The organism is Pseudomonas sp. PvP001 (genome assembly GCF_040546375.1).
GTDB lineage: Bacteria > Pseudomonadota > Gammaproteobacteria > Pseudomonadales > Pseudomonadaceae > Aquipseudomonas > Aquipseudomonas coleopterorum.
Genome location: NZ_JBEPNQ010000001.1, coordinates 666,293 through 692,140, shown reverse-complemented (window position 1 = coordinate 692,140; position 25,848 = coordinate 666,293). Strand labels below are relative to the sequence as shown.

Sequence of the window (25,848 nt, the reverse complement as noted above, 5' to 3'; positions counted from 1 at the left end):
GAATCTTTCAGGAGAGCAGGATGAAATTCAGTGAACAATGGCTGCGTGGCTGGGTAAGCCCGCAGGCTTCGCGAGACGAGCTGGTTGCGCGTCTGTCGATGGCAGGTCTGGAAGTGGACAGCGTAACCCTGGCCGCAGGCGAGTTCAGCGGTGTGGTGGTGGGCGAGGTGCTGGCCACCGAGCAGCACCCGGACGCCGACAAGCTGCGCGTGTGCCAAGTCAGCGATGGCAATGAAACATTTCAGGTGGTCTGTGGTGCGCCGAACGTGCGCCCCGGCCTGAAGATTCCATTCGCCAAGATCGGTGCGCAACTGCCCGGTGACTTCAAGATCAAGAAAGCCAAGCTGCGCGGCGTCGAGTCCAACGGCATGCTGTGCTCGCAGTCCGAGCTGCAGGTTGGCGAAGGTAATGACGGCTTGATGGAGCTGCCAGCCGATGCGCCGACCGGCGAAGACTTTCGGGTGTATCTGGGGCTGGACGATGCCAGCATCGAGGTCGACCTGACCCCCAACCGGGGTGACTGCCTGTCCCTGGCAGGTCTGGCCCGTGAAGTGGGTGCGCTGTATGCCGCGCCGGTCACTCGCCCGGTCATCGCCGCCGTCGCTCCGGTCAACGACGATGTGCGTCCGGTGGAAGTGCTTGCGCCGGCAGCTTGCCCGCGTTTTCTCGGCCGTGTAGTGCGCAATGTCGATCTGTCCAGGGCCACTCCGCTGTGGATGGTCGAGCGTCTGCGTCGCAGCGAAGTGCGCAGCATCGATGCCGCGGTGGACATCACCAACTACGTGATGATCGAGCTGGGCCAGCCGATGCATGCTTACGACCTGGCCGAAATCGACGGCGGCATCCGGGTACGCATGGCCGAGGAGGGCGAGAAGATCACCCTGCTCGACGGTCAGGAAGTCGCTCTGCGCAGCGATACCCTGGTCATTGCCGACCATGCTCGTCTGCTGGGCATCGCTGGCGTCATGGGCGGCGAGAACAGCGGCGTGACCGCCAAGACCCGCGATGTGTTTCTCGAGGCCGCGTTCTTCGAACCGATCTCGGTGGCAGGCAAGGCACGTTCGTATGGGCTGCACACCGACGCTTCCCATCGCTTCGAACGCGGTGTCGATTCGAACCTCGCCCGTGAAGCCATGGAGCGCGCGACCGCGTTGCTGCTGGACATCGCCGGCGGCGAACCGGGCCCGATCATCGAAAGCGTCAGTGCGGAGCACTTGCCGCAGATCGCACCGATCACCTTGCGTGCCGAGCGGGTCAGCCAGATGCTGGGGCTGGAGCTGGGCAGCAGCGAGATCGAAGCGCTGCTGACCGGTTTGGGTCTGGGCGTCGAGGCCAGTGGGGAAGGGCAGTGGTCGGTGGAAGTGCCGAGTCATCGCTTCGACATCAGCCTGGAAGTCGATCTGATCGAGGAGCTGGCTCGGCTCTACGGTTACAACCGTCTGCCGGTACGCTACCCACAGGCGCGTCTGGCGCCGCAGGCCAGCCCTGAAGCTCGCTCCGACCTGCCAGCCCTGCGTCGCCTGCTGGTCGCCCGTGGCTATCAGGAAGCGATCACCTACAGTTTCATCGATCCCAAGCTGTTCGAGCTGTTCAGCCCTGGCGTCGAGCCGCTGTTGCTGGCCAACCCGATCTCGACCGACATGGCGGCGATGCGCTCGTCCTTGTGGCCAGGTCTGGTCAAGGCCCTGCAGCACAACCTCAATCGCCAGCAGGACCGCGTGCGCCTGTTCGAAAGCGGCCTGCGCTTCGTCGGTCAACTGGACGGGTTGAAGCAGGAGCCCATGCTGGCTGGCGTCGTCTGCGGCAGTCGCCTGCCGGAAGGCTGGGCCCAGGGCCGCGAAACCGTGGACTTCTTCGACGTCAAGGCTGATGTGGAAGCCGTGCTGGGCTTCGCCGGTGCGCTGGACGCCTTCACCTTCGTTCCGGGTCAGCACCCGGCGCTGCATCCAGGCCAGACCGCCCGTATCGAACGCGATGGTCAGGAAGTAGGCTACCTGGGTGCCTTGCATCCGGAGCTGGTGAAGTCGTTGGGTCTGGACCGCGCGGTCTTCGTGTTCGAGCTGGTGCTTGCCGAAGTCTCCGAAGGTCGCCTGCCGAAATTCCAGGAGTTGTCGCGCTTCCCTGAAGTGCGTCGTGACCTGGCATTGCTGGCCGATCGTGATGTGGCTGCCAGTGCAGTCATGGAGGTCATTCGCGAGAACGCCGGGGAATGGCTCACCGACCTCAGGTTGTTTGACGTCTACCAGGGTAAAGGCATTGATCCTCATAGAAAAAGCCTCGCTGTTGGCTTGACCTGGCAGCATCCATCGCGCACTCTTAACGACGATGAGGTGAATACCACGACACAAGCCATCCTCACCTCGCTCGAACAAAGGTTGAACGCCACGTTAAGGAAGTAGCGCATGGGGGCTTTGACGAAAGCTGAAATGGCGGAACGTCTTTATGAAGAGTTGGGCCTGAACAAGCGAGAGGCCAAGGAATTGGTCGAGCTGTTCTTCGAAGAAATCAGGCACGCTCTTGAAGACAACGAGCAGGTCAAATTGTCGGGTTTCGGCAATTTCGACCTTCGGGACAAACGCCAGCGGCCTGGCCGCAATCCGAAAACCGGTGAAGAAATCCCGATCACGGCTCGCCGCGTGGTCACCTTTCGTCCAGGGCAGAAACTGAAAGCCCGAGTTGAGGCCTATGCTGGAACCAAGTCATAACGACGAACTTCCGCCCATTCCCGGCAAGCGCTACTTCACCATCGGTGAAGTCAGCGACTTGTGTGCCGTCAAGCCTCACGTGCTGCGGTACTGGGAGCAGGAATTTCCTCAGCTCAACCCCGTGAAGCGTCGCGGAAACCGTCGGTATTACCAGCGCCAGGACGTGCTGATGATCCGCCAGATCCGCGCGCTGCTGTATGACCAGGGTTTCACCATCGGCGGCGCGCGTCTGCGTCTGTCCGGTGACGAAGCCAAGGATGACACCACGCAGTACAAGCAATTGATTCGCCAGACGATCTCCGAGCTCGAAGATGTGTTGAGTGTCCTGAAGAAGTGAATTTTTGGAAAAAAATACTTCCATAATTCAAATGCTTAAGGTATATTTCTCGACGTTCTCAGAGGTTCTGGAACAGCTTTACGCTCGGTCGGGGCGTAGCGCAGCCCGGTAGCGCACTTGCATGGGGTGCAAGGGGTCGAGTGTTCGAATCACTCCGTCCCGACCATTTATTTCAATGACTTAGCCCAATCTTCACAGGTTGGGCTTTTTCATGCGTGGGGACTTTTTCGGGACATCATCCGATTTTCCTCTTCAAGATCGTCAAGACCGGCCCGCGCGAGTCGGTTGTTGATACCATGTTCGCAGCTTCAATCAGCTTTCCTAGTTCCGCCCCGGAGTAGTGGCTGGTGATGCTGCCGTTCTTGTGCCCGAGCAATGACTTTCGATCCTCTTCCGTCACGCCCGCGGCGCGAAGTCTGCGACCGAAGGTGTGCTTGAGATCGTGGATCCTGATCGAGGCATATCCAGGGTGAGCGGGGCGAAGGTTTTCCTCCTGCCAGAGTTTCGCCGCTCTCACCCGAGCTTTTTTCCAAGCTGAGTCGTTCATCCTGTGCATTGCGGTCCCGTTGTAGGGGAATACCCACTCTCGACTGGTGCCGCGCTGCTTTTCAATGATCGACTTGGCCACGCTATTCAACACCACCAGGCGCTCGTCGCCGTTCTTTACGCCCGAGCGGGCGTGCCTCCCGCCGAAGTCAGCAGGTATCAGGAAAACACTGGTACCCAGTTCCGGCACCGCAATCTCCCAATCCCACCTCAGCTTGCACACCTCCTGCTCGCGACATCCCGTGTTCACTTTGAACAGGGCCATGGTCTGCAGGTGTCCAGGCAGCTCCCCAAACAGAATCGACTGCTCCTCCCAGGACATAGGGTAGGGCTTGCGACTCGATTTCTTCTCTTCGAGCTTCTTCAGCATCGGCACGCTATCCAACCACGGCCGGCGGTCGTCGTCCCGCCACCTGCGCGCGCACAGCGTCAGAACCCGTACCGCTCGCTCGATAGCGATATTAATAGTGCGGTTGGTTACAGCTTTCTCGACCTTGCCGCATTCCAGAACCTTCGTCGTCAGCCTGTCCTTGATAAAAGGCTCCAGCGCCTGGTCGTCGATGTGTGTGAGCGGCAAATGCCCCAAGAATGGGTGAAGCTGCTTCATGCACAGCGCCGTCAGATGAATGGAGGGCTGATCCTTGGACTCTATGAGGTAGCGGGTTGCCGCCTCTTCCCAGGTGCGGACCTTCCGCACCCCGTAAACCTTTTCCTGCCTCAACCGCTCCAGCATGTGGATCAAGTATTGCTCTGCCTCTTCCCGGTCACCAGTTCCAGTGCTTTCTCGAATGCGCTCTCCCCGGTAGACCTTGTCGATTTGCCAGACACCACCTTTTTCGTAGAGACCGGTAATCGCTTTTCGCGCCATGTGTTCACTCCTTGGCGCCCGCTGCGGGGCCGATTATTGTCCTGATTGGCGGCTTTTTCAATCGACTTGGCTTGGATGTAGGAATCTGCCCACTCGTCCAGCTCAAGTCGGCAGAAAGCCACGCCTTGTTTGCCGATGGGAAATTCGCGCACGAATGGGCGAACGGTCTTGTTGAATTCGTCCCGGCACATGCCGAGGTAGCCAGGCGCATCGCCAAAGCGGATGAACCTGGGCGCGATGGCCGTAGCCTTCGCCGCAGTGAGGTTTGCCATGTGGTGCTCCGTGCCGCGTTTGGCGGCAGAAGGGGTTATTCGGTGGCTTTGGCGATGGTCGCTTCGAGGCGTTCGCAGCTGGTCATGAGGTCACCCGCTTGAACTCGACTGCCCACACCCACGGGTTGGCATCCCAGGCAGTCGGACCGTTGATTGACGACCACAACAGCTCGAAAGATTTGCGGGGATCAGCGCTGTAGGTCTCCTTTCCTTCGACGTGGTACCAGTCGCCGAGCGCTGCATGATCGGCGTAGAGCCTCACACCTTCGGCTAGGGCCTGCTTATCGCTGATGGCCTGTAGCCGCTCCACGCGCACGTCGGTGATCTCCAGGAGGATGCGGGAGGCGGCGCGCGGCATGTGGATGCTGGGATGCCAGGCCGAGCGAGTATCTCCACCTCCGTCATCATCGCCAGCCCATTCGGCTTCGCCGTCGGCGCGGTAGATAACGTGCCCAGAGTAGTAGCCGCGCCCGAAGGGCAGCTCGCGGATTGCCGTGGCCGGGCGATCTGGCTTCCAGTCGATCATGTTGCCCTGTTCATCGAAGTCATGGCTGATCACGCCCCAAGTCTCGCGCACCCAAAGCCTGTCGCCTGGCTGGCCGAAGGGGCAGAAGTCCGTGTAGTACCCGATGCTGTTCGGATGCAGTGGGCCTTCGCTGGGCAGTTCGTGACACTCTCCAAGCTGAATTCCGTAGCCGATGTTCTTCAACGCTTGCGCATTCAGCGCCCGGCGTGTGACCGTCTTTCTGCCTTCCTGGATGGCGCGCACCATCGGCGCCGAGAACAGGATCGGGCGTTCCTTGATTTGATTTTCCATGGACATAGCTCCGCCACACCGCTACAGCGGCTGACTTTAAGAGAGGGAGTAGAGTTTGTCGTACCGAGTCGGTTACGCTCGGGCAATTGACTTTGCAAGGAAACGCGGATGCTTAATGGAACGGATACTGTTGGACATACATTCAAGCGGGCTTTTTACCGTGTCGACGGTGTGACGATGTACGCCTTCTGGGTGATATGGATCGCGATCTTGATCTGGACTGTATTTGATGTTGAAGCACCTAAGATAGCTGTGCTCGCCACCTTGATGATTGGTTTAAACAGTCCTTTTCTCTATTTGATGTTTGGCTTGATGCGCTTCCCTGGCTTGGTCACTGCGATCGCTATTGCTGTAATAAACATAAAGTTTTTGTCGGCTTATTTCTGAGCGGGCGGGGGCTTATCGAACCTGGGCGTTGGCGTTTTTGATGAAGTGCCCGAGGATCATGCCCAGAGGAAGTTGCAGGCAGAGCCACACGATGATGCATTGAGCGGCTAGTAGGCTCATTTTTTCCTCGCTTGTGCATACCACTGCTGGCGCTTCTTGGAGCAGGAGCGGTGGTTTCCGTGGGCGCGGTATTGGCCGCATTCGTCGCATACCCCGTTCAGTTCGAGGCAGGGCATAGGCATGGCGCGTGTTGTGGTGGTGCGGCGCAGGGCGGTCACGCTGCCACCGCCTCACGCGCCGCGGCGCGCCATGGATCATTCGCGCGGGCCAGCGCCGCCATCGGCGGAGGGCTCACGCTGTTGCCGCACATATGCACCTGTTCGGTCTTCGTGAACTTCCGGCCGTCTGCGCCCTTGTCGATGATGTAGTCAGCCGGGAATCCCTGGGCGCGGTACAGCTCATGCGGCTGCAGCATGCGCAGGCAGATGTCGACGATCACATAAGGGGTGCCTTTGACCATGACGGTCACAAGCGCCAGCCGATCCTTGGTCGTGATCGTTGGCGCCGGGTTGCTGCAGCCGCTGACGTTCTCCGTGCCGTAGTAGCTGATCAGGAACGCCGCAACGCGTAGCGCGCCTTCTTCATGCTCGGGCGACAGCTTCAGCTCCACCAGCGAGCTCTTGCCCCCACCACCGGCCGTGATTGTCGGTGCAGGTTCGTCGATAGCCTGGCCAACGCTGGCGCCGAACTGGCGCTCCATGAAGGCGGTGACCAAGCCGTGGTGGGTGCCGCCGGCGCTGATCGTGTGCAGCGGGGTCGGCGGCGTCTCGCGCATCGCAATTACCGCGCAGGTGCACCAGGTTGGCGGTGACCAGCTGCTGCTGGCTTCCGGTATTGGTGACCGTGGTCATGGGCTCTTCCATGGGCTTGGCGTCGGTGGTGTTGAATCCGCCGTTCATTTGGGCCATGAATGCCGTGCACACGCCCATGGCATGCGCGGCACCGGCCGGGCGCTGGTAGTTGCCGCCGCTGGTGATGGTTGGCAGAGGCTCATCGAGCGCTTTGCCCGCATCATCGAACCGGAACTTCACCAGGTGGGCCGCGGCAATTGCATGGCCACCGGATGCAGTGACGGTACCGAGAGGTTCCGCAGCGTCCTTGGTCCCCTGGCCCCATCGCTGAACGCCGCCCGGCTTGCCTTCACCATGTGCTGCGGTGACCATGACGGGGCTGATCAATGTCAGTTCGCCCCGGTTGGCGCATGTCACAGTTGGCAGCGGCTGGCCTGGATCGTTGACCCGGTCGCTACCCTGATGCGTGGCTGGCGCGATGATCGGGCTGGCCATGGCGAATGATCCGCCACGTGGCCACGACGTCACCGTACGCAGCGGTTCATGAGCAGACTGCGCCAGTTCTCCGGACCAGTTCGCGATCGGCACGATGAAAGGGTCGGCGCTGTCGATCACGAACTTCTTCATGCCCTTGGCAACCCGGCGAAGCGTGGCCGGGGCCAGGTCCTTCTTGCGGCCGAAGATGCTTTTGCTCGGCACCGACCAGTCGATGCAGTCGGCGGCTGTGCGCCACGTCTGTTGGCCCTTGGCGGGCTTGCGAGCGTGCGTTGGCTCTGGCCACACAATGGGCTGGCCATCGCACCGGGCGATCATGAACAGCCGCTCGCGGCTGGTGGGCGCGCCGAAGTCGCAGGCTTTGATCACCCGCCACTCGACCGCATAGCCCATGCCTTCCAGCAGCGCCACGAACCGGCGCCAAGTGGTGCCGCGGCGCTTTGGGTCAGGCACCAGGAACTGCTGGTGCACAGGAACCACTTCGCCCGGCGCGGCGACCTGGCCGCCCAGCTTCATCACCCGTCCGGTGACCTTGTCGTGCTTGGCGATCAGCGGGCCCCACTGCAGGATCTGCTTCACGTTCTCCAAGCTGATGACCCGGGGCCGCTTCTTACCGGCCCATTTCAGGCCAATCCATGACAGGTTGCGGATCTCACGCTTGCGCGGCTGGCCGCCAGCGGCTTGGCTGTGATGCGTGCAATCCGGGCTCATGTGGAACCAGCCGACCGCGCGGCCGCCGCATTCCTCGTCCGGATCGCCCTCGAATACGTCGGTGGTGTAGTGCCTGGCCGCTGGGTGGTTGGCGGTGTGCATGCTGATCGCCGCAGGGTTGTGGTTCTTGGCTACCGTCACTGCTCGACCCAGGCCCATTTCCAGCCCGGTACCGGCGCCGCCGCCACCGCAGAAGAAGTCCACCACGATCTCATCGTCTTGCGGATTGAAGCCAAGGCCATACTGAGTTTTGAAGTTGAGAAGGATGTTCTTTTGACGTGCGGACATTGTGGTGACTCACTGGTATGGTAGTGGGGAGGGCGGCTTGCATACGACAGTTCAGTAGCAATTTTTTTAAAATTCAGTCATTCTCATTCAGGGCATAAATCTTTAAGTTGGTTTAGGAAGGGGAGTAGCCAATGAGCAAGAAAGGTGATGCACAGGAAACCAAAACTGATAGCGGAGTTGAAGATTTAGGACAGCAAAAGAAATGTTTTATCGTGACTCCGATAGGGGCTGACGCATCCTCAACCCGAAGGGCTGCAGACGGGTTGATTAATGCAGTCATGCGGCCTGTATTAGATAAGCTGGGGTTTCAAACCTTCGTGGCTCATGAAATAGCAAGTCCGGGGTCAATAACTCGTCAGGTGGTTGAGCATGTTATTTATGATGAGTTGGTAATCGCAAATCTCAGTGAGTTAAATCCAAATGTAATGTACGAGCTTGCTGTACGACACTGCGTTGGATTACCCATAGTGGTTTTGGCTGAGGTGGGTACTCGTTTACCTTTTGATATATCTGACGAGCGAACGGTCTTTTTTCAAAATGACATGCACGGAGTAGTGGATTTGGCTCCTAGGTTAGAAACCGCAATCAATGCTGCTTTGCTCTTGGGAGAACCAGATAACCCAGTATATCGGGTTACTCAGAGTAGAGTCCTGAGGGAGTCGGTTGAACCAGACGATGCGCAAACATTCCTTATCAAAAAGCTAGATTATATTGAGTCGTTTATTAGTGAGGTGAAGCTCAGAGGCGTTCTTCCACCGCCGCCTCCAGTTGGTGTGAGCATTCGTTCCAGTGGCAATTTATCCTATATAGTTCGCTGTTCTAAAAATATCGAAAACTACAATGAGGTTTCGGACTATCTTGGAACGCTTCCAGGGGTGACTAGTGTCTCGATTATTAAATCTGACAGTGTCGAGCTAGCTTTCAAGGTGGTGTCCAACAAAAGCTTGGAGCTGGCTGATGTTCAGTTTTTAGAAGCGCTGTTTGATTTTGAAGTTAGGTTGCTGACTAACAGAAAGGGCGGTAACTCGTACTTTGAAGTTAAATAGCTTTGGCTGTTGTGATATTTGGTTGAAGTCTGAAACAATAGCAGATAAGGCACTTTGCCACCCATAGGCAAAGAACTTGTTGGATATAATCTTCCATGGGGTCTGCTTTGCAAGCCTAGCTCTCCGATATCTCGGTGAGTGGCAAATAGGGGTCGGTTTGGGGTATAGATGGTGGCCGGCATGAGGCCGGGTCAAGGAGAAAGCAGATGGATAAATCAGATTTTGACTATAACCAGCAAAACTTTGAGCGCGAGATTATTCGAGCTTCGAAAGGGTTCAGCGTAGCCAGAGACCACTTCCTACAAAATGTAAATCATTGGAAAGAGCTTGCGAGCGATGACATCTTGCTTGACCGGGCATCCTTCGACATCATTAATGACAAGCGAACGGTAGTCGGCAATTTCATCGGTCGAAGATTCACTATCCATATCGTTCCTCGCCTTACACTGCGGGAAAATTACGCTGAGGTGATTGTCTTTATAGACCATCTAACCAGCGATGAAAAAACAGAGGTGTCGAGGTTTTTGGTATCGCCAAGCGGGTCGATCCACGATGTTAACGAGGAGCCGCTGCTGAACTGGGATGATTCATATTTTAGCTACCGTCTGGTCATCGCGATTGCACACCGTGTATTGGGGCGTGAAGCTGCGGCGTAAGTACCTCATCCCCCGGATCCTGCTGAATCATGAGCATGCTCTTGCGCTCGAAAGCCAGCGCCACAATCCGCGAAGGTCGGTATTCGTGGCGCGGCACTTCCAGCAGCGGCAGTGCTCGATCAGGCCCTAATTCATGCAGCCGATGAATCATCAGTGTCAGCGCCTCGCCCTGTTCCTCGATGCCTGCCCACTGCATCAGCTCGGCCAGCGCCTGCTTCGTACCGGGCCGGACCTTCAGTCGTAGATCCTCTTCCTGCAGCCTGGCCGCCTTTTCGTGCCGGCGTACATCGCGCTGCTTCTGATCCATCGCCATCACGCCGCCTCCTGCGCTTGTTCCTCGGGCATGTAGTTGTCCAGCGCCTGCCATACGATCTGATGCGGCGCCTTAGACATTGCGGCCATGGCCCCGATCTTCTTCACACCTGCGTCCTTGGCGCGGTTGCCAGAACTGGCCAGCATCTCGCGTAACACGCCGGCGGAAGGGTGGAGGTGCGCGGCCGGCGCCATGTGTACCAGCACGTCCAGACCATCCAGCGGCCGACTTCCAGCGCGCCACCACAAGTGCGGCTTGCCCACGGCGCCGCGCTCGCGGCAGGCCTTGCCCTGGGCTTCAAGATCGGCCAGGTCTGCGCGGGCCTGTTGGATCGTCATGCCGGCCGCATCCGCCAGCTTCTGGGCCGTCATTCCTGCGGCTTGGGTTAGGTAACGCCATAGTGGGGTCATGTTGAATGCCACTCGGTGGGAGGTTGAAGTTGTGGGCGCGGCGCCGGGCGTTGGCCATGGTGCTGATGCGCCTCATGCTGCGCGGGCTCGCTGCCAGACGCCCATGGCGGTGAACACAGCATTGGCCTGGGCCCCGGTGAGGCTTACCTGGTCGGGAACAGCAATCCAGCCGCTCCCGATCACATGCTTCTGGTTCGCCGATGCGCAGACCTCGCCATGCTTCTCGATCATCAGCGGCTCAAGGTTCGCCACCAGGTGCATGCCCGCCGTGGTGAACTCCGTTGCCTTGCTGTACTGGGCGCCGGTGGGGTCCTGGCAGAACACTGCGATGTAAACCGTCCAGCGGTGGGCGATATCGCAAAGGGCATTGGCTACAGGCAGACTGCAGATCTGCTTGCAGGTCTTCCAGTTGACCATGACCTGGATGTCGCCCGGCTCGACGTTGGCTATTGCGGCATGTTTGGTTCGTACCAAGGCGCGGCGGGCGCGGTCGATCTGGACGCGCCGGTTGCAGGCTTTGCGGACCTTGCTCATAGCTGGGCCGCCAGTTGGCGGAGCGCGATGCGATCGCTGCGGGAGGGCGGTGGCTTGCGGCGCTTGAGGACCGTTTGAGGGTCTACCCAGGCCTTGCGGGGTGGCTAGGGCTTGAACTCGTAGGAGGCCAGAACCTGAATCCGGCCGCCCCGAGCGAGGAATGCCACGCGCGCTACGTCGATGCGGGCTTGCTCTTCGGCAAGGGCCGCGATTTTCTCGTTGCTGATCATGCTGCAATCCCCAGTACGCGATTCATGCGCTCATCAAGGATTTCGTAGAAAGTCTTCACCCGCTCCGGCCTCTCCCTTGCCGTTTACCATCAGGCAGTCCAGCTCAGGCGCTGTCGCGATGCCGAGGCGCAAGGCCAGCCACTCAGGTGTACCTTGCTCGATGTCAGTTACGATTTTCATTTGCGGCCTCCGCAGCCTTGAACGCTTTGTTCAATTGGGCGGTGAGGATGTCGTGGCGCGCCTTGGGCACGCATTCAACGGATCCGTACTCACCCACGAACCAGCCGCGCGTTTTTTCGGAGCAGCGAGCGAGAAGAGCGGTTATAGCGCCGGCCTGGACCGCAGTGATATTTGCGGTCGGCACGACGACATGGCCGTAGTCGTCTTCGCCAGGAGTCGTGAGGTTGAGCGTCGGCGGCTTCGCGGGCGATCGCCGCTTCGTGGTAGAGCTTGGCGTGGGCTTCAGCCTCGGCGCTCACTCATCCCTTTCAAGAACTTGGGAGACGTATTCCGCAAAGGCGTACACGATCACCGGCAGCTGCCGCCCGCGCAGCCCTGCCAATATGAGCTTGCCCTTGGGGAAGCCGCTGTCTTCGATATCCCGGCTGAGCAACTGGCCGCCGTCGGTCATGACCCCGATCGCCACTTGGAACGACAAGGCCTGTTCGTAGTACAGGTAGCCGCGAATGAAATCGAAACTGTTGCTATCGATGGCAGGGCGCAGTTTCAGTGATCGGCGCACCAGGAAATCATTGAGCAGTTGCCGCCCGGCCATCTCGTCCGATGGCAACACCAGCGGGTAGTCGGCGCAATCGCGCAGGCGGATCTTGCCGGCCTTTGCGGCCAGCGGATGGTCGCGGTGCATCATCACGCAGAGCGGTTGCTCCTGCTCCGCCAGCACCTGGATATCGTTTTCGGGCGCCAGGTTGAACACGAGCGCCAATTCCGCTTCGAAGCTGCGCAGCGCATTCAGTGCCTGGCGGTGACCACCGACCTGCACGTGAAACTCGACCATCGGGTGCAGCGTGCGGAAGTGGGCAATGTGCCTCGGCAGGAACACCGACGCCACCGCCTGACTGACCACGATGTTGACCGTACCACGGCGCAGGCCCTGCAGGTCTTCGATCCTGGAACGCACCTGGGCCAGGTCGGCCGCGCGGGTGCGGATGTAGCTAACGAACAGCTCGCCCGCCGCAGTCAGACGCATGCCGCGAGGCAGGCGCTCGAAGATCGCCGTGCCCAGTTCTTGTTCCAGATCCTGTATGCGCCGGTTGACCGCAGACGGGGCGACGTGGAGACGCTCGGCCGCCTGGCGGATCGAGCCGACCCGGGCCACTTCATCCAGGTAGTGCAGAAAGCGCAGATGGTTCAAGGGCAGACCCAGTGATGGTGAGCGATAGCCGAGCCTGTCACAGGCATTTGCGCAGCGTCAACCGGCTGCGTGCAAGGGCAGCGCGCGCCATTTGCGCGCACCAATGCACCACTGGGGAGCGGCAGCGCATGCACAGTGGGTGGTCGCCTGGCACAGCTGCTCGCAGGTGACGCCTGCCCTATGTCATCAGAGCAGGCCAGCCAGGCAGCACGCGGCTTTGCCCTCGTTTCCGGCCACCCCCCGTAATCACGAGCGCACACACCCACCGTTGCCGAAACGGCAACGGCAACCACGTGAAAAGGCAGATATCCGAATCGCCACACTGGCATGTGCAGTGCTTTGGTTCTGGCATGGATATCAAATCGATCGACCTCATCCCTGCACCCGTCGACTGCACTGCCGCCGACGTAAGGTTCGGCCCTGCCGAGCACAATGCCTGGTCGGTGAGCGACGCGGCGGTGAGCCTGGTACGCCGTCCATTGGCGCCTCGCCCTCTGCACTTCGCCGCCAGTCCAAAAAACCTTCAAATCGACTTGGCCCGCAGCGCTGTGGTGGTCGTGGATATGCAGAACGACTTCTGCCACAAGCACGGCTGGTTCGCGCAGAAGGGCGTCAGCCTGCGCGCTACCCGCAAGCCCATCCCGCTGCTCAAGAAGTTGTTGCCCTGCTGGCGCGAAGCGGGCGGCCAGGTGGTCTGGCTGAATTGGGGTATTCGCGCCGACCGCATGAACCTGAGCCCCACCATTCACTTCAAGGGCAAGCGCACGGCAGCCGGTGTCGGTTACGCGGAGCGCTCGCCGATCGACCGCGGCCTGTCGGTAGTGACCGGCGAGTGGGGCGCCCAGGTGATCGACGAGCTCAAGGTCGAGGCCGCCGACCTGTCCGTCGACAAGCATCGCCTCAGCGGCTTCTGGGACAACGAGCTGGATTCGGTGCTGCGGATGCGCGGGATAACCACGCTGCTCTTTGTCGGCATCAATACCGACCGCTGTGTGTTCTCCACGCTGCAGGACGCGGCGTTTCTGGGCTACGACTGCATCCTGCTCAAGGACGCCTGCAGCACGCCGTCACCGGCCTACGTCACGCGCTCCATCCTCTTCATCGTCGAGCAATTGCACGGTTTCGTCGCCACGGCGCAATCCCTTATCAACGCACTCGGTACACCTCGTCAGGAGTAACGCCATGACTATGTTCTTTTCCGGGCCCCGGGCCTGGAGGTCGCTCTCGGTCCGAATTCGGACCGCAGGCGCTGTTTTCGGCCTCGGTGCAGCACTGCTGATGGTATCGGGCGCTGCATTGGCGGATACGCCGATCAAGCTGGTCATGTCCTGGAAGTACGAAGGGCCGCAGGCGTTCTACTACATTGCCCAGGACAAAGGCTACTTCAAGGCCGAGGGTCTGGATGTGAGCATCGACCAGGGCGAAGGCTCTTCGGCCTCGGTGCCCAAGGTCGCTGCCGGCGCCTATGACGCCGGAGTGGGCGACACCAGCGCGCTGATCCAGATGGTGGCCCGCGAGCCGGCCCAGGCGCCCAAGGCGGTGTTCATGATGTATAACACCCCGCCCTTCGTGATCGCGGTCAAGGCAGACAGCTCGATCAAGACCCCCAAGGACCTGGAAGGCAAAACGGTTGGCGCCCCGGCAGGGGACGGAGCGCTGAAGTTGTTTCCGGCGCTGGCCAAACAGACCGGCATCGACCCGCTCAAGGTCACGCTCACCAACATGGCGCCCAACCTGCGTGAGCAGTTGTTGATGCGCGGCCAGGTCGACGCCGTGTTCGGCTATCTGACCACCATCACCTTCAGCGCCAAAGCCATGGGCATCGACCCTGCCACCCAGCTGCGCTTCATTCGCTACGGCGATTACGGCATGGACCTGTACTCCAACGCCATCTTCTTCTCGCAGCCGTTCATCAAAGCCCACCCGGATGCGGTGCGCGGCTTCCTGACGGCGCTGGACAAGGCCATCAAGGACGTTGTGGCCGACCCCGAAGCAGGCGTCGATGCGGTGATGAAGCGCGAGCCTTTACTCAAGCGCGACGTCGAACTGGCCAAGCTCAAGACCGCCATCGCCACTGACATGAGCCACCCGGAGATCGCCCGCATCGGCCTGGGCGACGTGGACGAAGAACGCCTCGACAAAAACATCGCCGTGGTCGTCGACACCAATGCCTTGCCGGCCACGCCTTCAGCCGACGCGGTGTTCGACCGCAGCTTCCTCCCGCCGCGCGACACGCGCTTGTCGGCGCTCTAACACCTCTTCAGGAGAATCGCCATGAATCTGCAATTGAATGGAAAAGTCGTCGTCATCACCGGCCCCGCCAAAGGCATGGGCCGCGCTGTCAGCCTGGCGTTCGCCGCCGAGGGCGCCCGTCTGGTGCTGGCCGGCCGCGATACCGCCGCCATCGAACCGGTGGCCGAAGAAGTACGGGCCCTGGGCGCCGAGGCCCTCGTGGTGAAATGCGACATGACCCAGGCGTCCCAGACCCAGGCGCTCGCCGCCGCCGCATTGGCCGAATTCGGCCAAGTGGATGTGCTGGTCAACGTGGCGGGTGGCTCCGGGCCGATTGGCAAGACCGGCTGGGAAACCACCCAGGAAGAATTCGACGAGATAGTGCAGCTCAACATGACCGGCTCGTTCAACACCATGCGCGCCGTGGTGCCGGGAATGATCGAGCGGCGCAGCGGCAAGATCGTCAACGTCGGTGGCACCTTCGGCATGCGCGGACGTGCTGGTCGAATGGCCTATTCGGCCTCCAAGTGGGGCCTGCGCGGCATCACCAAAAGCTTTGCGCTGGAAGTCGGCGAGTTTGGCATCAATGTCAATTGCGTCGCCCCCGGCATGGTCGACGGCCCGCGCTTTCGCGACAAGGTCTGCGCCAACATGGCCAGCAAACTGGGCATCAGCCCTGAAGAAGCCGCCACTCGGCATGCCGCCGACTACGCCCTCAAGCGCGTGTCCCTGGACAGCGATATCGCCAACGCCTGCCTGTTCCTGGCCAGTGACGTTTCCCGGCAAATCACAGGTGTCGATCTGCCGGTAGACGGCGGATGGGCACTGCTTTAAGGAGAATTGAAATGAAAATTGTCGACCTGGTCATTCGTGGTGCAAAAGTGGTTTCCGCCGATCAGATCATTGAGGCCTGCGTGGCCATCGATGGCGAACTGATCGTCGCAGTAGGGCGCGAGAGCCAGATGCCGCCCGCCAAGGAAGTGCTCGATGCCGACGGCATGTACCTACTGCCAGGCGCCATCGATAGCCATGTGCATTTCCGCGATCCGGGCTACCCGAACAAGGAAACCTGGAAGACCGGTTCCGCTGCCGCCGCCTGTGGCGGTGTGACCACCGTGTTCGAGATGCCCAATACCAACCCGCCCACCGCGACCCTCGAAGCCCTGCGCCTCAAGCAGAAGGCCGCCGAGTCGTCCTATGTAGACTTCGGCATTCATGGCCTGCTGGGGGATGACACCGTCGGCCACCTGGAAGAATTGCTGGACGCTGGCGTGACCAGCTTCAAGGCCTTCGTCGGCAACACGTTCGGCAACCTGCCGTCGCCCACCGACGGCGCCTTGCTCGAAGGCTTCGAGAAGCTCGCACCGCTGAGCATCCGCACCGTGGTGCATGCGGAGAACTCGTCGATCCTGGCGCGCCGGCAGAAACGCATGCAGGCCCAAGGGCGGATCGACGCCCATGCCCACCTGGCGGCGCGCCCGGTGGTGGCCGAGATCGAAGCCATCGGCCGGGTGCTGACCTTGGCCGAATGGACAGGCGCACGGGTGCATATCGCGCACCACAGCGCCGCCGACTCGCTGTTCGTGATCCGTGACGCCAAGCGCCGTGGCGTCGACGTGACGGTCGAGACCTGCCCGCAGTACGTGCTGCTCAACACCGACCTGACCGATCACCTGGGTGGCATCCTGCGCCTCAACCCGCCGATCCGCGAGGCGCGGCACAACCAGCCGCTATGGGACGCGCTGCTCGACGGCACCATCGACATGATCGCCACCGATCACGCTCCCCATGCACCGGACGAGAAAACCCGACCGAACATCTGGGAATGCGATTGCGGCTTCCCGGGCGTTGAAACGCAGATGGCGCTGATGCTCACCGAGATCAACCAGGAGCGCGCCAGCCTGATGGACTACGTGCGCTGGAGCGCAGTGGCGCCGGCCAAGGCGTGGGGCATCTACGGCCCCAAGGGCGTGATCGCCGTGGGGGCGCACGCCGACATCGCCATCGTCGACATGAACAAGACCGGCATCCTGTCGCAGAACCAGCTGCAGAGCATCAGCAAGATCTCGCCGTGGCACGGCCGCTCGGTCAAGGGCTACCCGATCCACACCCTGCTGCGCGGCCGCTTCGTGATGCGCGACGGCAAGTTGGTGACCGAGGCCGCCGGCTGGGGGCGTTCGGTGAAGGCCATCCAGACGATGCCGAAAGCCAAGCCGCTGAACACCGAGCACTACATCAGCGCCATTCTCAAGACGCCTGAAGGAGTGCGCCCGACCGCAGAACCCCTGCGCGAGGACTGAGACCGGCCAGCGATACCGCGCCCTGGCCCATGAAGGCCAGGGCGTGCGATCAGACTCCTGAGTGGGGCACTAATATGAACCAAGACATAACGGCTTTTGCGCCTCGACCGCTGATCGAACTGTCTGCCGTGAGCGTGCAGTACGGCGGTGGTACCGTCGCACTGGACCGGACCGATCTGCAGATCGACCAAGGTGAATTCATTGCCTTGGTCGGCCCCAGCGGCTGCGGCAAGTCCACCATTCTCAAGCTGGTGGCCGGCCTGCTCGGCGCCACCCATGGAGGTGTGATCGTGGGTGGACGCGAGGTGGGCGCAGTCGGCACCCAGAAGCGCAAGATCGGCCTGGCCTTCCAGAACCCGACCATGCTGCCGTGGCTGAGCATCCGCGATAACGTCATGATGCCGTTGAAAATCGTCGAGCCTTACCGGCAGTACTATCGCAGCAAGAAAAAAGGCGAATTTCGCGAACGCGCCGAAGCGTTGCTGGAGCAGGTCGGGCTACGCGGTTTCGGCGACAAGCGCCCCTGGCAGCTCTCCGGCGGCATGCTGCAGCGCGCTTCCCTGTGCCGGGCCTTGATCCATGAGCCCGACATTCTGCTGCTGGACGAGCCGTTCGGCGCGCTCGACCAATTCACCCGCGAAGAGCTGTGGGACACAATGCAGGCGCTGTGGATGGCCAAGCGGCCGACCGTGCTGCTGGTGACCCATGACCTGCGCGAATCGGCCTACCTGGCCAGCCGCATCTGCGTGATGAGCTCGCGGCCCGGGCGCATCATCCAGGACACCCCGGTGGACTTCGCCCGCCCGCGCTCGCTGGAGTCGAGCTACGCCCCCGAGTTCGGGGCGCTGGTCCACCAGTTGCGCATGCGCATCGCCGAGGCCCGCGCTGAAAGCGATACCAAGGAACGCAGCAACGCCGCTGCCACCATTGCCGTGCTCGAAGGGGAGACGCCATGAACCCTTCACTGTCGCGGTACCGCCGCAACCTGCTGTCGTTCTTCGCCCTGGTGGGCTTCTTCCTGATCTGGGAACTGGCCTGCCGGGCCCTGCATGTGTCCGACCTGGTGCTGCCCAAGCCGAGCCAGATCGTGGTGGTGCTGGTCGAGAAGATGCCGATCCTCTGGCCGCACACCCTGCAAACCTTGATGACTACCTTGGCCGGGTTCTTTCTGGGGGTGATTGCGGGTCTGTTGCTCGGCATGCTGATCGGCTCGTCCAAGCTTGCCTACGACATCGCTTATCCACTGCTGGTGGGTTTCTCCAGCATCCCGAAAGTGGCGGTGGTGCCAATTTTCGTGGTGTGGTTTGGCTCGGGTACTGTGCCAGCCATCCTAACCTCCATGGTCATCAGCATTTTTCCGGTGGTGGTCAACGTGGCTACCGGTCTGGCGTCCACCGAGCCGGAGCTCGAAGACGTGTTGCGGGTGCTGGGCGCCAGGAAGCGCGACATTCTCTGGAACGTCGGCCTGCCGCGGACCCTGCCGTACCTGTTCGCCTCGCTGAAGATTGCCATCACCCTGGCCTTCGTAGGCACCGTGCTGTCGGAGACCGTGGCGTCCAACAAGGGCATCGGCAACGTGATGATGATCGCCAGCGGCAACTTCGATGTGGCTCTGGTTTTCGCCGGGTTGTTCATCCTGGCTGTTCTCGGTGTGGCGCTCTACGCGATTTCCTCCCTGCTGGAGAGCCGCATGACCGGCTGGACACAGCGCAAGACCCACGCAGACATGTGATGACGACCGACAAACACCTGCACGGTGCAGCGGTATCTTTCCTCGCATTGCCAGGCGGGCTGGGCATCTTGGAAGCGCTTCAAAACCTGTTCACCGGAATCTTCAAGCTGCACAAACCGCTTTCATCCGCAGGCGGAAGATTCCCGGCCCGGATGTTCACCTGTATCGCCGGCAACAACAGCGCTGGAACCGACAGGCTGGCATCACGTGCTGTGCGCATGCGCGCGAACGACGCCAGATCCGAAGCGTCGCTGACGTGGATGTTCTTCTCCCGCTGCTCGGCCACGGTGGTTGTCCAGCACGCCTCTCTGCCAGCGGGAGGGTAGTCGTGGCACATGTACAGTCGGGTTGGTGGAGGCAGGCTCAGCAGGCGTTTGATCGATCCGTACATTTGTTCGGCATCCCCGCCCGGAAAGTCGCATCGGGCGGTGCCCACGTCAGGCATGAACAGCGTATCGCCGACGAAGACATGTGAGTCGTCGACCTGATAGGCGATGTCTGCCGGCGTGTGTCCAGGTACATGCAGAACTTTCACAGGGATTGCGCCGATGTGAAACGCCTCGTCCGCCTCGAACAGTCTGTCGAACTGCGAACCATCGGGCAGGAAGCTGGGTTCGAGGTTGTAGATGTCGCGAAACACTTTCTGCACCGCAGTGATCTGCGCACCGATGCCGATCTGGCCGCCGAGTGCATCCCTGAGGTAGGCACTGGCGGAGAGGTGATCCGCATGCGCGTGGGTTTCCAGCAGCCACTGCACCTGCAGCCGGTGCTCGTTCACGAACGCGATGATACGGTCTGCGTTGTCGGTGTGGATGCGTCCGGCCTTGGCATCGTAATCCAGCACCGGGTCGACAATCGCGCAAGGTCCTCCCGGGGCCTCGAAAACGACATAGCTCACGGTTGCCGTGGCGGTGTCGTAGAAACCTTCGATCTGCGCGGCCATTGGCAGCCTCCTTCAATGCACGTCATTACACTATATTGAAAGATATACTATCCAATCGTAGACTGTCGATCTTCCACCGTCGGGGGCTTGCCATGTCTGCTCAATTGTCTGCCGAGGAAATCGGTCTGCTGCGCGATTCAGCCTCCAAGGCGTGTGCCTTGCTCAAGGCATTGGCCAACGAGGACCGTCTTTTGTTGCTGTGCCAACTGACGCAGGGCGAGCGCAACGTGGGAGAGCTGGAGGCATTGTCCGGGATCAGGCAGCCGACGTTGTCGCAGCAGTTGGGCGTGCTGCGTGACGAGGGCATGGTCAACACGCGCAGGATGGGTAAGTACATCTACTACTCGTTGGCCAGCTTCGAAGTGGTCTCGTTGATGCAGACGCTGTCGGGCCTGTACTGCGGCCAGGCGCTCAAGAAGTAAGCCTCTGCACCCTCATACAGCGTACATGCCTGGAGTTTGCAATGGAGCAAGTGGTAAAGCGTATAGATGCAGGGTTCTCGGTGGCGGGCCAGCTCGAGCCGGGTGATCTGCCGCAGGTGCGGGCGCAAGGCTTCGCCAGCGTGATCTGCAATCGTCCGGATCAAGAGGGTGGGGCGGAGCAGCCCGATCATCTGGCCATGGAGCGCGCGGCCGTCGCCTCAGGGTTGGAATTTCACTATCTGCCTGTGGCCAGTTCTGGTGCCACCGAGGCGCAGGGTCAAGCGCTGAAGGCACTGCTGGAGCGGCTGCCCAAGCCCATTCTTGCCTACTGCCGTACCGGCAATCGATCCGCCAGGCTCTACGAGCTGGCAACCAAGGGCAGCCCCGAAACCCGGCAGTACGAGGTCGTGATCATGGGCGGTGGTTCTGCCGGCATCGCTGCCGCGGCCAGTCTGCTCAAGCGGGATGCGTCGCTACGCGTTGCGATCGTCGAGCCCGCCAGCGAGCATTACTACCAGCCCGCCTGGACGCTCGTGGGCGGGGGCGCCTACAACATTGATGACACCTTGCGTCCAATGGCCAGCGTCATTCCCCAGGGCGCGCACTGGGTCAAGGCGTCGGTATCGGCCTTCGCGCCCGGCCGTCAGCGTGTGTTGCTCAGCGATGGTACCGAGCTGGGTTACCAGCAGCTCATCGTCTGCCCCGGCCTGCAACTGGCCTGGGAGAAAATCGAGGGTCTCGAAGACACCCTTGGCAAGCATGGGGTGACCTCGAACTACCGACACGACCTGGCGCCCTACACCTGGGAACTGGTGCGCGCTCTGCGCAGCGGGAACGTCTTGTTCAGCCAGCCGGCGATGCCGATCAAATGTGCAGGCGCACCGCAGAAGGCGATGTACCTGTCCTGCGATCACTGGCGCAAGGAGGGCGTGCTGAAGTCAATTTCCGTGGAATTCAACCTGGCGGGGCCTGCGTTGTTCGGGGTTGCCACATTCGTCGCCCCGCTGATGAAGTACGTCGAAGCGTACGGCGCAGCATTGGCCTTCCAGTCCAATCTGGTCAAGGTCGACGGTCCCGGCAAGACCGCCTGGTTCGATGTCACGGACGCGCACGGCAATGTGATCCGTGTGCAGAAGCGTTTCGATGTCCTGCACGTCGTGCCACCCCAGCAAGCGCCGGATGTGATTCGTCGCAGCGAACTGGCCGACAAGGCAGGCTGGTTCGAGGTCGACCCGGCGACCTTGCAGCATCCGCGCTATCCGGAAATCTTCGCCGCAGGCGATGTCTGCGGCACCAGCAACGCCAAGACCGCTGCGGCAGCCCGCAAGCAGGTCGTGGTGGTTGCAGAAAACCTCATGGCATTGCGCAAGGGCCTTGAACCGCCTCGTCGTTACGACGGCTACGGTTCGTGTCCGCTTACCGTCGAGAAGGGCAAGGTCATATTGGCCGAGTTCGGCTATGGCGGGAAACTGCTGCCGACGTTTCCCATGGACCCGACCATACCGCGCCGGTCGGCGTGGTTCCTCAAGGCGCGATTGCTGCCATGGTTCTATTGGAACGGCATGCTCAAGGGGCGCGAGTGGTTCACCGACTGCGCCTCGAAGTGAGCGGATGCTGACGTTCCTGCTGGGGGCCTGCGTGGGCCTGGTGCTGGGGCTCACCGGCGCAGGTGGTGGCATTCTGGCGATTCCGGCGCTGACCCTGGGGCTGGGTTGGTCGGTGACCCAGGCCACGCCCGTCGCCTTGCTCGCGGTCGGCAGCGCGGCGCTGATCGGCGCGATGCAGGGGTTGCGCCAAGGGCTGGTGCGCTACAAGGCGGCAGCCACGATGGCTGCGGTAGGCTGGTTGGTTGCGCCGCTGGGACTTTACGTCGCCGCGCGAGTCCCTGGCACAGCGCTGATGATCTTGTTCGCCGCAGTCATGCTGGTGGTGGCTTGTCGGATGTACCTGCAGGCCAGGGCTGACAACGAAGCGCAAGGCACGTTGCAGCGTAACTGCATGCTCGATCCTGCAACGGGCCGACTCGACTGGAATGCCCGCTGCCTGGCCACCCTCGCCTCGATTGGCGCAGCGTCGGGATTTCTGACCGGCCTGATGGGCGTGGGGGGAGGGTTTCTCATCGTCCCCGCCTTTCGAAAGTTCAGCGATGTGCGCATGCACGGTGTGGTCGCCACCTCGTTGATGGTCGTCACGCTGGTCTCGCTGGGCACCTTGGGCCATCTGTTCAGCCAGGGGGTTACGTTTTCATCGGCAGGCGCCTTGTTCACCGTATCGGCACTGGTCGGGATGATTGGTGGTCGCCTTGCGGCGCCGAACCTGCCTGCACGGCTTTTGCAGCAAATGTTTTCTGTGCTCTGCGTCTGCGTGAGCCTGCTGATGCTGGGCAAGGCTTTCTTTGCCATTGGATGAGCGGTCGAGACAGCTAATGCTGCAGTGCTGCCCGAAGGATGCCGCTTGTGCGGGCATGCGCCGGTGCATCATCCGACCCCGGCATGCTTGAAGGAAAAATCCCACAACGCAGGGTTCCCATTTCCCGCAGCCCTCGTTATGCTTCTGCCTACTACTGGATATGCATACAGCTTCAGGGGGCGGTATGGTGGGGCACGTGGAGGCGGCGCACGAGGAGCGCCAAGGATTGACAGGGATGGAGCGCCTGAGCTTGCGCGTGTCCGAAATGATCAATCATCCGATCGCCCAACTTCAGCGATGGGTGACTATTGCCAGGCTGGACAGCGATGGCGACAGGGAGTGGCACGAGGTGCTGGGCATACTGGCGGATACCGACGAACTGGAGTTGTCGCACAATGATGACGGCAGCGTAACGGTCCGGTGGGAGGAGCCCGAGAAGAAAGGCAGGCCGGGCGTGGATGAATGGGAGCAGGATAGCCAGGTGGAAACGGATCCCTGGACCTCCGACTCCAGATCGGCGCCATTCTGAATGTACAGATAGCGCCTGCCTTTATTGAGCTTCAGTCGCACGTCAAACGGGCTGCCCATTCCACACGTACAACACCCGGGCCAGGATGTGCGTATCGTCTACGCGGATTTCTTCCGGGTCGTGATGCTCGTTGTCCGAGATCATCTTGAACCGATCTTTGCCTTTCTTCTGAAGACGCTTCACGTAGAGCATCTCATCGTGGGAGAAAAGGTAGATGCCGTCGCCGGTGAACTCGCGAATGGTCACGTCCACCAGCAGGGGATCACGGTCCTTGATCGTCGGCGCCATCGACTGGCCCCAGCCGGTGATCATCTTCAGGTGAAAATGCTCCTTGAACCTGACCCCCATCTCGCGAAGGTGCTGCGGGCTGACCCTGATGTCCTGGAGCATTTCCGGGTATTCATGGGGGATCTGCCCGCCACCCATGGCGGCGCGCACGTCGTAATGGGCAATCCACACCTCATCCCCAACCTGGCCAGGGCGCGAGAAATCGACCGTGATGACGTTGTCTCCATGCTCGGCAGTGGCAAGAATCCTTTGCTTCAAGCCTTCCGGCAGTTTGGAAGCGCGCGCCAGCATGTCCTTCACCAGCGCTATGGCCGAAGCCGGCTCGGCCTGTGCTGCCGAGTCCTGGGTCGCGGCAGCATCCAGTGGCGCATAGCCTCTCAATTGATCGGTGCTGATCCGAAAGTGATCGGCGATCGGCCGCACCTGGGTGTCGGTCGGGTTCTTGATTCCCTTGGGGCCGTTGGGCTTGAGTATTCGCGAGATCGTGGGCTGACCGACCTTCGTCAGGGCTGAAAGCCTGGCCTGGTTCAGTCCTTCGCGAGCCATCAGCTCGGCCAGGATTTTATCGATAGTTTTATGCATGAGTGCAATCGTCGCTTCAGGCGGTGCATACATCAAGGATGCACTCTGTTTACAAGTATGCACCAGTGCATTATCGTGTGCATATATTTACAGGGAGACTCAGTAAATGGCCCGTATCCGCACCGTCAAACCCGAGTTCTGGTCGAGCGAGCAGGTCATGTCCTGCCGCCCATTGACCCGTCTGCTGTTCATTGGTCTTTGGAATTTCTGCGACGACGGCGGCAACCATCCGCTGTCACCCAGGACGATCAAGGCGCTTGTGTTTCCAGGCGACGACATGACCAGCGATGAGGTCAACGAACTGTTGGGCGAGCTGGAAGGCGCCCAGCTGACGCGTTGCTACACCGCCGAGGGCAAGCAGTACTTGCATGTCATGGGCTGGAAGCACCAGAAGATCGAGAAAAAGAACTTCAGGCATCCGCCTTTTCCGGCGGCGCTCTACGACGAGTCGTCGAGCGATCGTCGACCGCTCGACGCCGGAAGGGAAGGGAAGGGAACAGGAGAAGATCAACACAACTCGCTCGGCGCGGGCGTTGAACATCCCCCTGAATCAGTCGATCCCACAGCGGCTTGCCAGATGAGCCTCAAGTGGAAGCCCGACCCGCGCTTGCTGGCCGCCTTCGCCAAACGCATGGGCCTGGCCGAGGCGCTGTTCACGCATGAGGCCATCGGTGCGTTCGTCTGTCACTACGCCGCCTCTGGCCGTTTCGAGACGCAGCTGGCCTGGGTGAGTCTGCTGGTGAAGTGGATCAAGCGCGATGCGGCCACCGGCGCGAGCGTCCATCCGTTCCCACTGCGCAAAGCCAGCGAGCCTGATTTCGATGACACCTCGTGGGCCGAAGGGCTGATGGTGAAGGCATGAAATCCGTGAATCAATTGCTGGCATCCGCTCACAATCTGCCTGCGGTCGAGACGGTCGAGGCTGTGCCGGTTTCGGCCGAAACCACTGCGGTCGTCAATGCACTGTTTCGCAAGCTGCGCGGTATCTTCCCGGCCTGGCGCCAGGCGTGGCCATCGACCGAGGCACTGAACGCGGCGAAGGAAGAGTGGATCCAGGGTTTCGCGGCGCAGGGTATCCGTTCGCTGGAGCAGATCGAGTTCGGTATCCAGAACTGCCGCAAGGCGCAGAAGCCGTTCGCACCGAGCGTGGGTGAGTTCATCGCCATGTGCAGGCCAGGCCCCGAATGCCTGGGCATGCCGTCGGCGATGGAGGCGTGGATCGAAGTGCTGATGGGCACTTACAGCCATGAGGGCGTCCATCTGGCGGCCAGGGCCACCGGTTTGTTCGATCTGCGTGGGGCCAGGCCGGACGATAAAGGCCTGCGCCAGCGCTTCGACCGTCACTATGCGGTCATCCTGCTGCGCGCGCAGGCGGGTCGACCCATGGAAGCGGTGATCCAGAGTGACCAGGAGCGGCGCAAGACCGAGCTGCAGCGTGCTGATGAACACGCCGATCGTCAGGTGCAGGCGCGGATGATTCAGCAGGGTATTCCAGCGGACGGCGCTCAGGCCCGCGAGCTGCTGATGGCGACATTGGGTAAGCGGAGCATTTCGTGATGACCGACTGCGGCGA

28 protein-coding genes, 1 tRNA gene and 2 pseudogenes are annotated in these 25,848 nt (G+C 61.0%); 19 read left to right on the top strand and 12 right to left on the bottom strand.

Features of this window, described 5'->3' with window-relative positions; all coding sequences use genetic code 11:
- Nucleotides 1-20 precede the first annotated feature (20 nt).
- From pheT to ABMD26_RS03110, 4 genes are all read left to right on the top strand, one after another.
- Nucleotides 21-2,399, top strand: coding sequence for a phenylalanine--tRNA ligase subunit beta (gene pheT, locus ABMD26_RS03125; protein ID WP_354307761.1), 2,379 nt, complete (start codon nucleotides 21-23; stop codon nucleotides 2,397-2,399).
- A 3-nt stretch (nucleotides 2,400-2,402) separates the two neighbouring features.
- On the top strand, nucleotides 2,403-2,705 hold the full coding sequence (gene ihfA / locus ABMD26_RS03120; RefSeq protein WP_002553164.1) for an integration host factor subunit alpha: 303 nt from the start codon (nucleotides 2,403-2,405) through the stop codon (nucleotides 2,703-2,705).
- Nucleotides 2,686-3,042, top strand: coding sequence for a MerR family transcriptional regulator (locus ABMD26_RS03115; protein WP_043188397.1), 357 nt, complete (start codon nucleotides 2,686-2,688; stop codon nucleotides 3,040-3,042). The genes ihfA and ABMD26_RS03115 overlap by 20 nt, the downstream gene beginning before the upstream one ends.
- Nucleotides 3,043-3,131: 89 nt before the next feature.
- Nucleotides 3,132-3,208: transfer RNA gene (locus ABMD26_RS03110), tRNA-Pro, on the top strand.
- 69 nt (nucleotides 3,209-3,277) lie between these two features.
- Here ABMD26_RS03110 and ABMD26_RS03105 read toward each other — a convergent pair.
- The 3 genes from ABMD26_RS03105 to ABMD26_RS03095 all read right to left on the bottom strand — a co-directional run bounded on the left by ABMD26_RS03105 (nucleotide 3,278) and on the right by ABMD26_RS03095 (nucleotide 5,551).
- Nucleotides 3,278-4,405 carry a tyrosine-type recombinase/integrase gene (locus tag ABMD26_RS03105; RefSeq protein WP_354311788.1) on the bottom strand — a complete coding sequence of 376 codons (1,128 nt, stop codon included), beginning with the start codon at nucleotides 4,403-4,405 and terminating at the stop codon, nucleotides 3,278-3,280.
- Complete coding sequence (locus ABMD26_RS03100) at nucleotides 4,327-4,728, bottom strand: hypothetical protein (RefSeq protein ID WP_354307704.1); 402 nt, start codon at nucleotides 4,726-4,728, stop codon at nucleotides 4,327-4,329. Before ABMD26_RS03100 ends, ABMD26_RS03105 begins: the two co-directional genes overlap by 79 nt.
- 82 nt (nucleotides 4,729-4,810) lie before the next feature.
- The gene (locus tag ABMD26_RS03095; RefSeq protein ID WP_354307701.1) at nucleotides 4,811-5,551 is read right to left on the bottom strand and encodes a hypothetical protein; all 741 of its coding nucleotides are present in this window, start codon (nucleotides 5,549-5,551) and stop codon (nucleotides 4,811-4,813) included.
- Between the two features lie 102 nt (nucleotides 5,552-5,653).
- On the opposite strand from ABMD26_RS03095, the gene ABMD26_RS03090 reads away from it, so the two are divergent.
- Entirely contained in the window at nucleotides 5,654-5,932 is a 279-nt protein-coding gene (locus ABMD26_RS03090; RefSeq protein ID WP_354307698.1) for a hypothetical protein, read from the top strand.
- Between the two features lie 274 nt (nucleotides 5,933-6,206).
- On the opposite strand, the pseudogene ABMD26_RS03085 reads toward ABMD26_RS03090, so the two are convergent.
- Nucleotides 6,207-8,277, bottom strand: a pseudogene (locus ABMD26_RS03085) (DNA cytosine methyltransferase).
- A 131-nt stretch (nucleotides 8,278-8,408) separates the two neighbouring features.
- On the opposite strand from ABMD26_RS03085, the gene ABMD26_RS03080 reads away from it, so the two are divergent.
- Both ABMD26_RS03080 and ABMD26_RS03075 read left to right on the top strand, forming a co-directional pair.
- Nucleotides 8,409-9,323, top strand: a complete 915-nt coding sequence (locus ABMD26_RS03080; RefSeq protein WP_354307694.1) for a hypothetical protein — start codon at nucleotides 8,409-8,411, stop codon at nucleotides 9,321-9,323.
- 206 nt (nucleotides 9,324-9,529) lie between these two features.
- Nucleotides 9,530-9,979, top strand: coding sequence for a hypothetical protein (locus ABMD26_RS03075; protein ID WP_354307690.1), 450 nt, complete (start codon nucleotides 9,530-9,532; stop codon nucleotides 9,977-9,979).
- Here the strand turns inward: ABMD26_RS03075 and ABMD26_RS03070 are convergent.
- From ABMD26_RS03070 to ABMD26_RS03045, 6 genes and pseudogenes are all read right to left on the bottom strand, one after another.
- Complete coding sequence (locus tag ABMD26_RS03070) at nucleotides 9,933-10,292, bottom strand: hypothetical protein (protein ID WP_354307686.1); 360 nt, start codon at nucleotides 10,290-10,292, stop codon at nucleotides 9,933-9,935. The two genes, ABMD26_RS03075 and ABMD26_RS03070, sit on opposite strands and share 47 nt — an antisense overlap.
- Nucleotides 10,292-10,702 carry a FaeA/PapI family transcriptional regulator gene (locus ABMD26_RS03065; RefSeq protein WP_354307683.1) on the bottom strand — a complete coding sequence of 137 codons (411 nt, stop codon included), beginning with the start codon at nucleotides 10,700-10,702 and terminating at the stop codon, nucleotides 10,292-10,294. Before ABMD26_RS03065 ends, ABMD26_RS03070 begins: the two co-directional genes overlap by 1 nt.
- A gap of 72 nt (nucleotides 10,703-10,774) precedes the next feature.
- Entirely contained in the window at nucleotides 10,775-11,236 is a 462-nt protein-coding gene (locus ABMD26_RS03060; RefSeq protein ID WP_354307679.1) for a hypothetical protein, read from the bottom strand.
- Nucleotides 11,237-11,340: 104 nt separating this feature from the next.
- A complete protein-coding gene (locus ABMD26_RS03055) occupies nucleotides 11,341-11,466 on the bottom strand; it encodes a hypothetical protein (RefSeq protein ID WP_354307675.1) in 126 nt (41 codons plus the stop codon).
- A gap of 57 nt (nucleotides 11,467-11,523) precedes the next feature.
- Nucleotides 11,524-11,646: pseudogene (locus ABMD26_RS03050) on the bottom strand (exonuclease); the annotation flags it as partial.
- A 295-nt stretch (nucleotides 11,647-11,941) separates the two neighbouring features.
- Nucleotides 11,942-12,838, bottom strand: coding sequence for a LysR family transcriptional regulator (locus tag ABMD26_RS03045; protein ID WP_354307671.1), 897 nt, complete (start codon nucleotides 12,836-12,838; stop codon nucleotides 11,942-11,944).
- 350 nt (nucleotides 12,839-13,188) lie between these two features.
- Here ABMD26_RS03045 and ABMD26_RS03040 point away from each other — a divergent pair, with 350 nt between their 5' ends.
- The 6 genes from ABMD26_RS03040 to ABMD26_RS03015 all read left to right on the top strand — a co-directional run bounded on the left by ABMD26_RS03040 (nucleotide 13,189) and on the right by ABMD26_RS03015 (nucleotide 19,102).
- Complete coding sequence (locus tag ABMD26_RS03040) at nucleotides 13,189-14,016, top strand: cysteine hydrolase family protein (RefSeq protein WP_354307667.1); 828 nt, start codon at nucleotides 13,189-13,191, stop codon at nucleotides 14,014-14,016.
- Between the two features lie 4 nt (nucleotides 14,017-14,020).
- On the top strand, nucleotides 14,021-15,091 hold the full coding sequence (locus ABMD26_RS03035) for an ABC transporter substrate-binding protein (protein ID WP_354307663.1): 1,071 nt from the start codon (nucleotides 14,021-14,023) through the stop codon (nucleotides 15,089-15,091).
- A 21-nt stretch (nucleotides 15,092-15,112) separates the two neighbouring features.
- On the top strand, nucleotides 15,113-15,904 hold the full coding sequence (locus tag ABMD26_RS03030) for an SDR family NAD(P)-dependent oxidoreductase (protein ID WP_354307659.1): 792 nt from the start codon (nucleotides 15,113-15,115) through the stop codon (nucleotides 15,902-15,904).
- 11 nt (nucleotides 15,905-15,915) lie between these two features.
- The gene (gene allB, locus ABMD26_RS03025; RefSeq protein ID WP_354307655.1) at nucleotides 15,916-17,370 is read left to right on the top strand and encodes an allantoinase AllB; all 1,455 of its coding nucleotides are present in this window, start codon (nucleotides 15,916-15,918) and stop codon (nucleotides 17,368-17,370) included.
- A gap of 74 nt (nucleotides 17,371-17,444) precedes the next feature.
- Nucleotides 17,445-18,326, top strand: a complete 882-nt coding sequence (locus ABMD26_RS03020) for an ABC transporter ATP-binding protein (protein WP_134721242.1) — start codon at nucleotides 17,445-17,447, stop codon at nucleotides 18,324-18,326.
- The gene (locus ABMD26_RS03015; RefSeq protein ID WP_354307650.1) at nucleotides 18,323-19,102 is read left to right on the top strand and encodes an ABC transporter permease; all 780 of its coding nucleotides are present in this window, start codon (nucleotides 18,323-18,325) and stop codon (nucleotides 19,100-19,102) included. The genes ABMD26_RS03020 and ABMD26_RS03015 overlap by 4 nt, the downstream gene beginning before the upstream one ends.
- A 79-nt stretch (nucleotides 19,103-19,181) precedes the next feature.
- Here the strand turns inward: ABMD26_RS03015 and ABMD26_RS03010 are convergent, their stop codons facing one another.
- Nucleotides 19,182-20,045, bottom strand: coding sequence for an MBL fold metallo-hydrolase (locus tag ABMD26_RS03010; protein WP_354307647.1), 864 nt, complete (start codon nucleotides 20,043-20,045; stop codon nucleotides 19,182-19,184).
- Nucleotides 20,046-20,137: 92 nt separating this feature from the next.
- Between ABMD26_RS03010 and ABMD26_RS03005 the strand changes: the two genes are divergently transcribed.
- The 4 genes from ABMD26_RS03005 (at nucleotide 20,138) to ABMD26_RS02990 (ending at nucleotide 23,405) form a co-directional block, all read left to right on the top strand.
- Nucleotides 20,138-20,467, top strand: coding sequence for an ArsR/SmtB family transcription factor (locus ABMD26_RS03005; protein WP_049859180.1), 330 nt, complete (start codon nucleotides 20,138-20,140; stop codon nucleotides 20,465-20,467).
- 41 nt (nucleotides 20,468-20,508) lie between these two features.
- Nucleotides 20,509-22,074: a bifunctional protein tyrosine phosphatase family protein/NAD(P)/FAD-dependent oxidoreductase gene (locus tag ABMD26_RS03000; RefSeq protein WP_354307641.1), complete on the top strand. Its 1,566-nt coding sequence runs from the start codon at nucleotides 20,509-20,511 to the stop codon at nucleotides 22,072-22,074.
- A gap of 4 nt (nucleotides 22,075-22,078) precedes the next feature.
- Nucleotides 22,079-22,876, top strand: coding sequence for a sulfite exporter TauE/SafE family protein (locus ABMD26_RS02995; RefSeq protein WP_354307638.1), 798 nt, complete (start codon nucleotides 22,079-22,081; stop codon nucleotides 22,874-22,876).
- Nucleotides 22,877-23,060: 184 nt separating this feature from the next.
- A complete protein-coding gene (locus tag ABMD26_RS02990) occupies nucleotides 23,061-23,405 on the top strand; it encodes a DUF1654 domain-containing protein (protein WP_134721233.1) in 345 nt (114 codons plus the stop codon).
- 42 nt (nucleotides 23,406-23,447) lie between these two features.
- On the opposite strand, the gene ABMD26_RS02985 is transcribed toward ABMD26_RS02990, so the two are convergent.
- Entirely contained in the window at nucleotides 23,448-24,275 is an 828-nt protein-coding gene (locus tag ABMD26_RS02985; RefSeq protein WP_049859781.1) for an XRE family transcriptional regulator, read from the bottom strand.
- A gap of 106 nt (nucleotides 24,276-24,381) precedes the next feature.
- Here ABMD26_RS02985 and ABMD26_RS02980 point away from each other — a divergent pair, with 106 nt between their 5' ends.
- Together ABMD26_RS02980 and ABMD26_RS02975 are read left to right on the top strand one after the other, a co-directional pair.
- Entirely contained in the window at nucleotides 24,382-25,137 is a 756-nt protein-coding gene (locus tag ABMD26_RS02980; protein ID WP_354307632.1) for a DnaT-like ssDNA-binding domain-containing protein, read from the top strand.
- Nucleotides 25,134-25,832 carry a replication protein P gene (locus tag ABMD26_RS02975; RefSeq protein ID WP_354307628.1) on the top strand — a complete coding sequence of 233 codons (699 nt, stop codon included), beginning with the start codon at nucleotides 25,134-25,136 and terminating at the stop codon, nucleotides 25,830-25,832. Before ABMD26_RS02980 ends, ABMD26_RS02975 begins: the two co-directional genes overlap by 4 nt.
- Nucleotides 25,833-25,848: the final 16 nt, after the last annotated feature.

Bases quoted from the DNA above. Each gene is read 5' to 3' on its own strand.
- ABMD26_RS03055 (WP_354307675.1), bottom strand. From the start codon at position 11,466: ATGATCAGCAACGAGAAAATCGCGGCCCTTGCCGAAGAGCAAGCCCGC.
- ABMD26_RS03000 (WP_354307641.1), top strand. From the start codon at position 20,509: ATGGAGCAAGTGGTAAAGCGTATAGATGCAGGGTTCTCGGTGGCGGGC.
- pheT (WP_354307761.1), top strand. From the start codon at position 21: ATGAAATTCAGTGAACAATGGCTGCGTGGCTGGGTAAGCCCGCAGGCT.
- ABMD26_RS03115 (WP_043188397.1), top strand. From the start codon at position 2,686: ATGCTGGAACCAAGTCATAACGACGAACTTCCGCCCATTCCCGGCAAG.
- ABMD26_RS03020 (WP_134721242.1), top strand. From the start codon at position 17,445: ATGAACCAAGACATAACGGCTTTTGCGCCTCGACCGCTGATCGAACTG.
- ABMD26_RS03010 (WP_354307647.1), bottom strand. From the start codon at position 20,045: ATGGCCGCGCAGATCGAAGGTTTCTACGACACCGCCACGGCAACCGTG.
- ABMD26_RS03090 (WP_354307698.1), top strand. From the start codon at position 5,654: ATGCTTAATGGAACGGATACTGTTGGACATACATTCAAGCGGGCTTTT.
- ABMD26_RS03100 (WP_354307704.1), bottom strand. From the start codon at position 4,728: ATGGCAAACCTCACTGCGGCGAAGGCTACGGCCATCGCGCCCAGGTTC.
- ABMD26_RS03080 (WP_354307694.1), top strand. From the start codon at position 8,409: ATGAGCAAGAAAGGTGATGCACAGGAAACCAAAACTGATAGCGGAGTT.
- ABMD26_RS02985 (WP_049859781.1), bottom strand. From the start codon at position 24,275: ATGCATAAAACTATCGATAAAATCCTGGCCGAGCTGATGGCTCGCGAA.
- ihfA (WP_002553164.1), top strand. From the start codon at position 2,403: ATGGGGGCTTTGACGAAAGCTGAAATGGCGGAACGTCTTTATGAAGAG.
- ABMD26_RS03075 (WP_354307690.1), top strand. From the start codon at position 9,530: ATGGATAAATCAGATTTTGACTATAACCAGCAAAACTTTGAGCGCGAG.
- ABMD26_RS03060 (WP_354307679.1), bottom strand. From the start codon at position 11,236: ATGAGCAAGGTCCGCAAAGCCTGCAACCGGCGCGTCCAGATCGACCGC.
- ABMD26_RS03035 (WP_354307663.1), top strand. From the start codon at position 14,021: ATGACTATGTTCTTTTCCGGGCCCCGGGCCTGGAGGTCGCTCTCGGTC.
- ABMD26_RS03040 (WP_354307667.1), top strand. From the start codon at position 13,189: ATGGATATCAAATCGATCGACCTCATCCCTGCACCCGTCGACTGCACT.
- ABMD26_RS03005 (WP_049859180.1), top strand. From the start codon at position 20,138: ATGTCTGCTCAATTGTCTGCCGAGGAAATCGGTCTGCTGCGCGATTCA.
- ABMD26_RS03095 (WP_354307701.1), bottom strand. From the start codon at position 5,551: ATGTCCATGGAAAATCAAATCAAGGAACGCCCGATCCTGTTCTCGGCG.
- ABMD26_RS02975 (WP_354307628.1), top strand. From the start codon at position 25,134: ATGAAATCCGTGAATCAATTGCTGGCATCCGCTCACAATCTGCCTGCG.
- ABMD26_RS03015 (WP_354307650.1), top strand. From the start codon at position 18,323: ATGAACCCTTCACTGTCGCGGTACCGCCGCAACCTGCTGTCGTTCTTC.
- ABMD26_RS02990 (WP_134721233.1), top strand. From the start codon at position 23,061: ATGGTGGGGCACGTGGAGGCGGCGCACGAGGAGCGCCAAGGATTGACA.
- ABMD26_RS02980 (WP_354307632.1), top strand. From the start codon at position 24,382: ATGGCCCGTATCCGCACCGTCAAACCCGAGTTCTGGTCGAGCGAGCAG.
- ABMD26_RS03030 (WP_354307659.1), top strand. From the start codon at position 15,113: ATGAATCTGCAATTGAATGGAAAAGTCGTCGTCATCACCGGCCCCGCC.
- ABMD26_RS03065 (WP_354307683.1), bottom strand. From the start codon at position 10,702: ATGACCCCACTATGGCGTTACCTAACCCAAGCCGCAGGAATGACGGCC.
- allB (WP_354307655.1), top strand. From the start codon at position 15,916: ATGAAAATTGTCGACCTGGTCATTCGTGGTGCAAAAGTGGTTTCCGCC.
- ABMD26_RS03070 (WP_354307686.1), bottom strand. From the start codon at position 10,292: ATGGCGATGGATCAGAAGCAGCGCGATGTACGCCGGCACGAAAAGGCG.
- ABMD26_RS02995 (WP_354307638.1), top strand. From the start codon at position 22,079: ATGCTGACGTTCCTGCTGGGGGCCTGCGTGGGCCTGGTGCTGGGGCTC.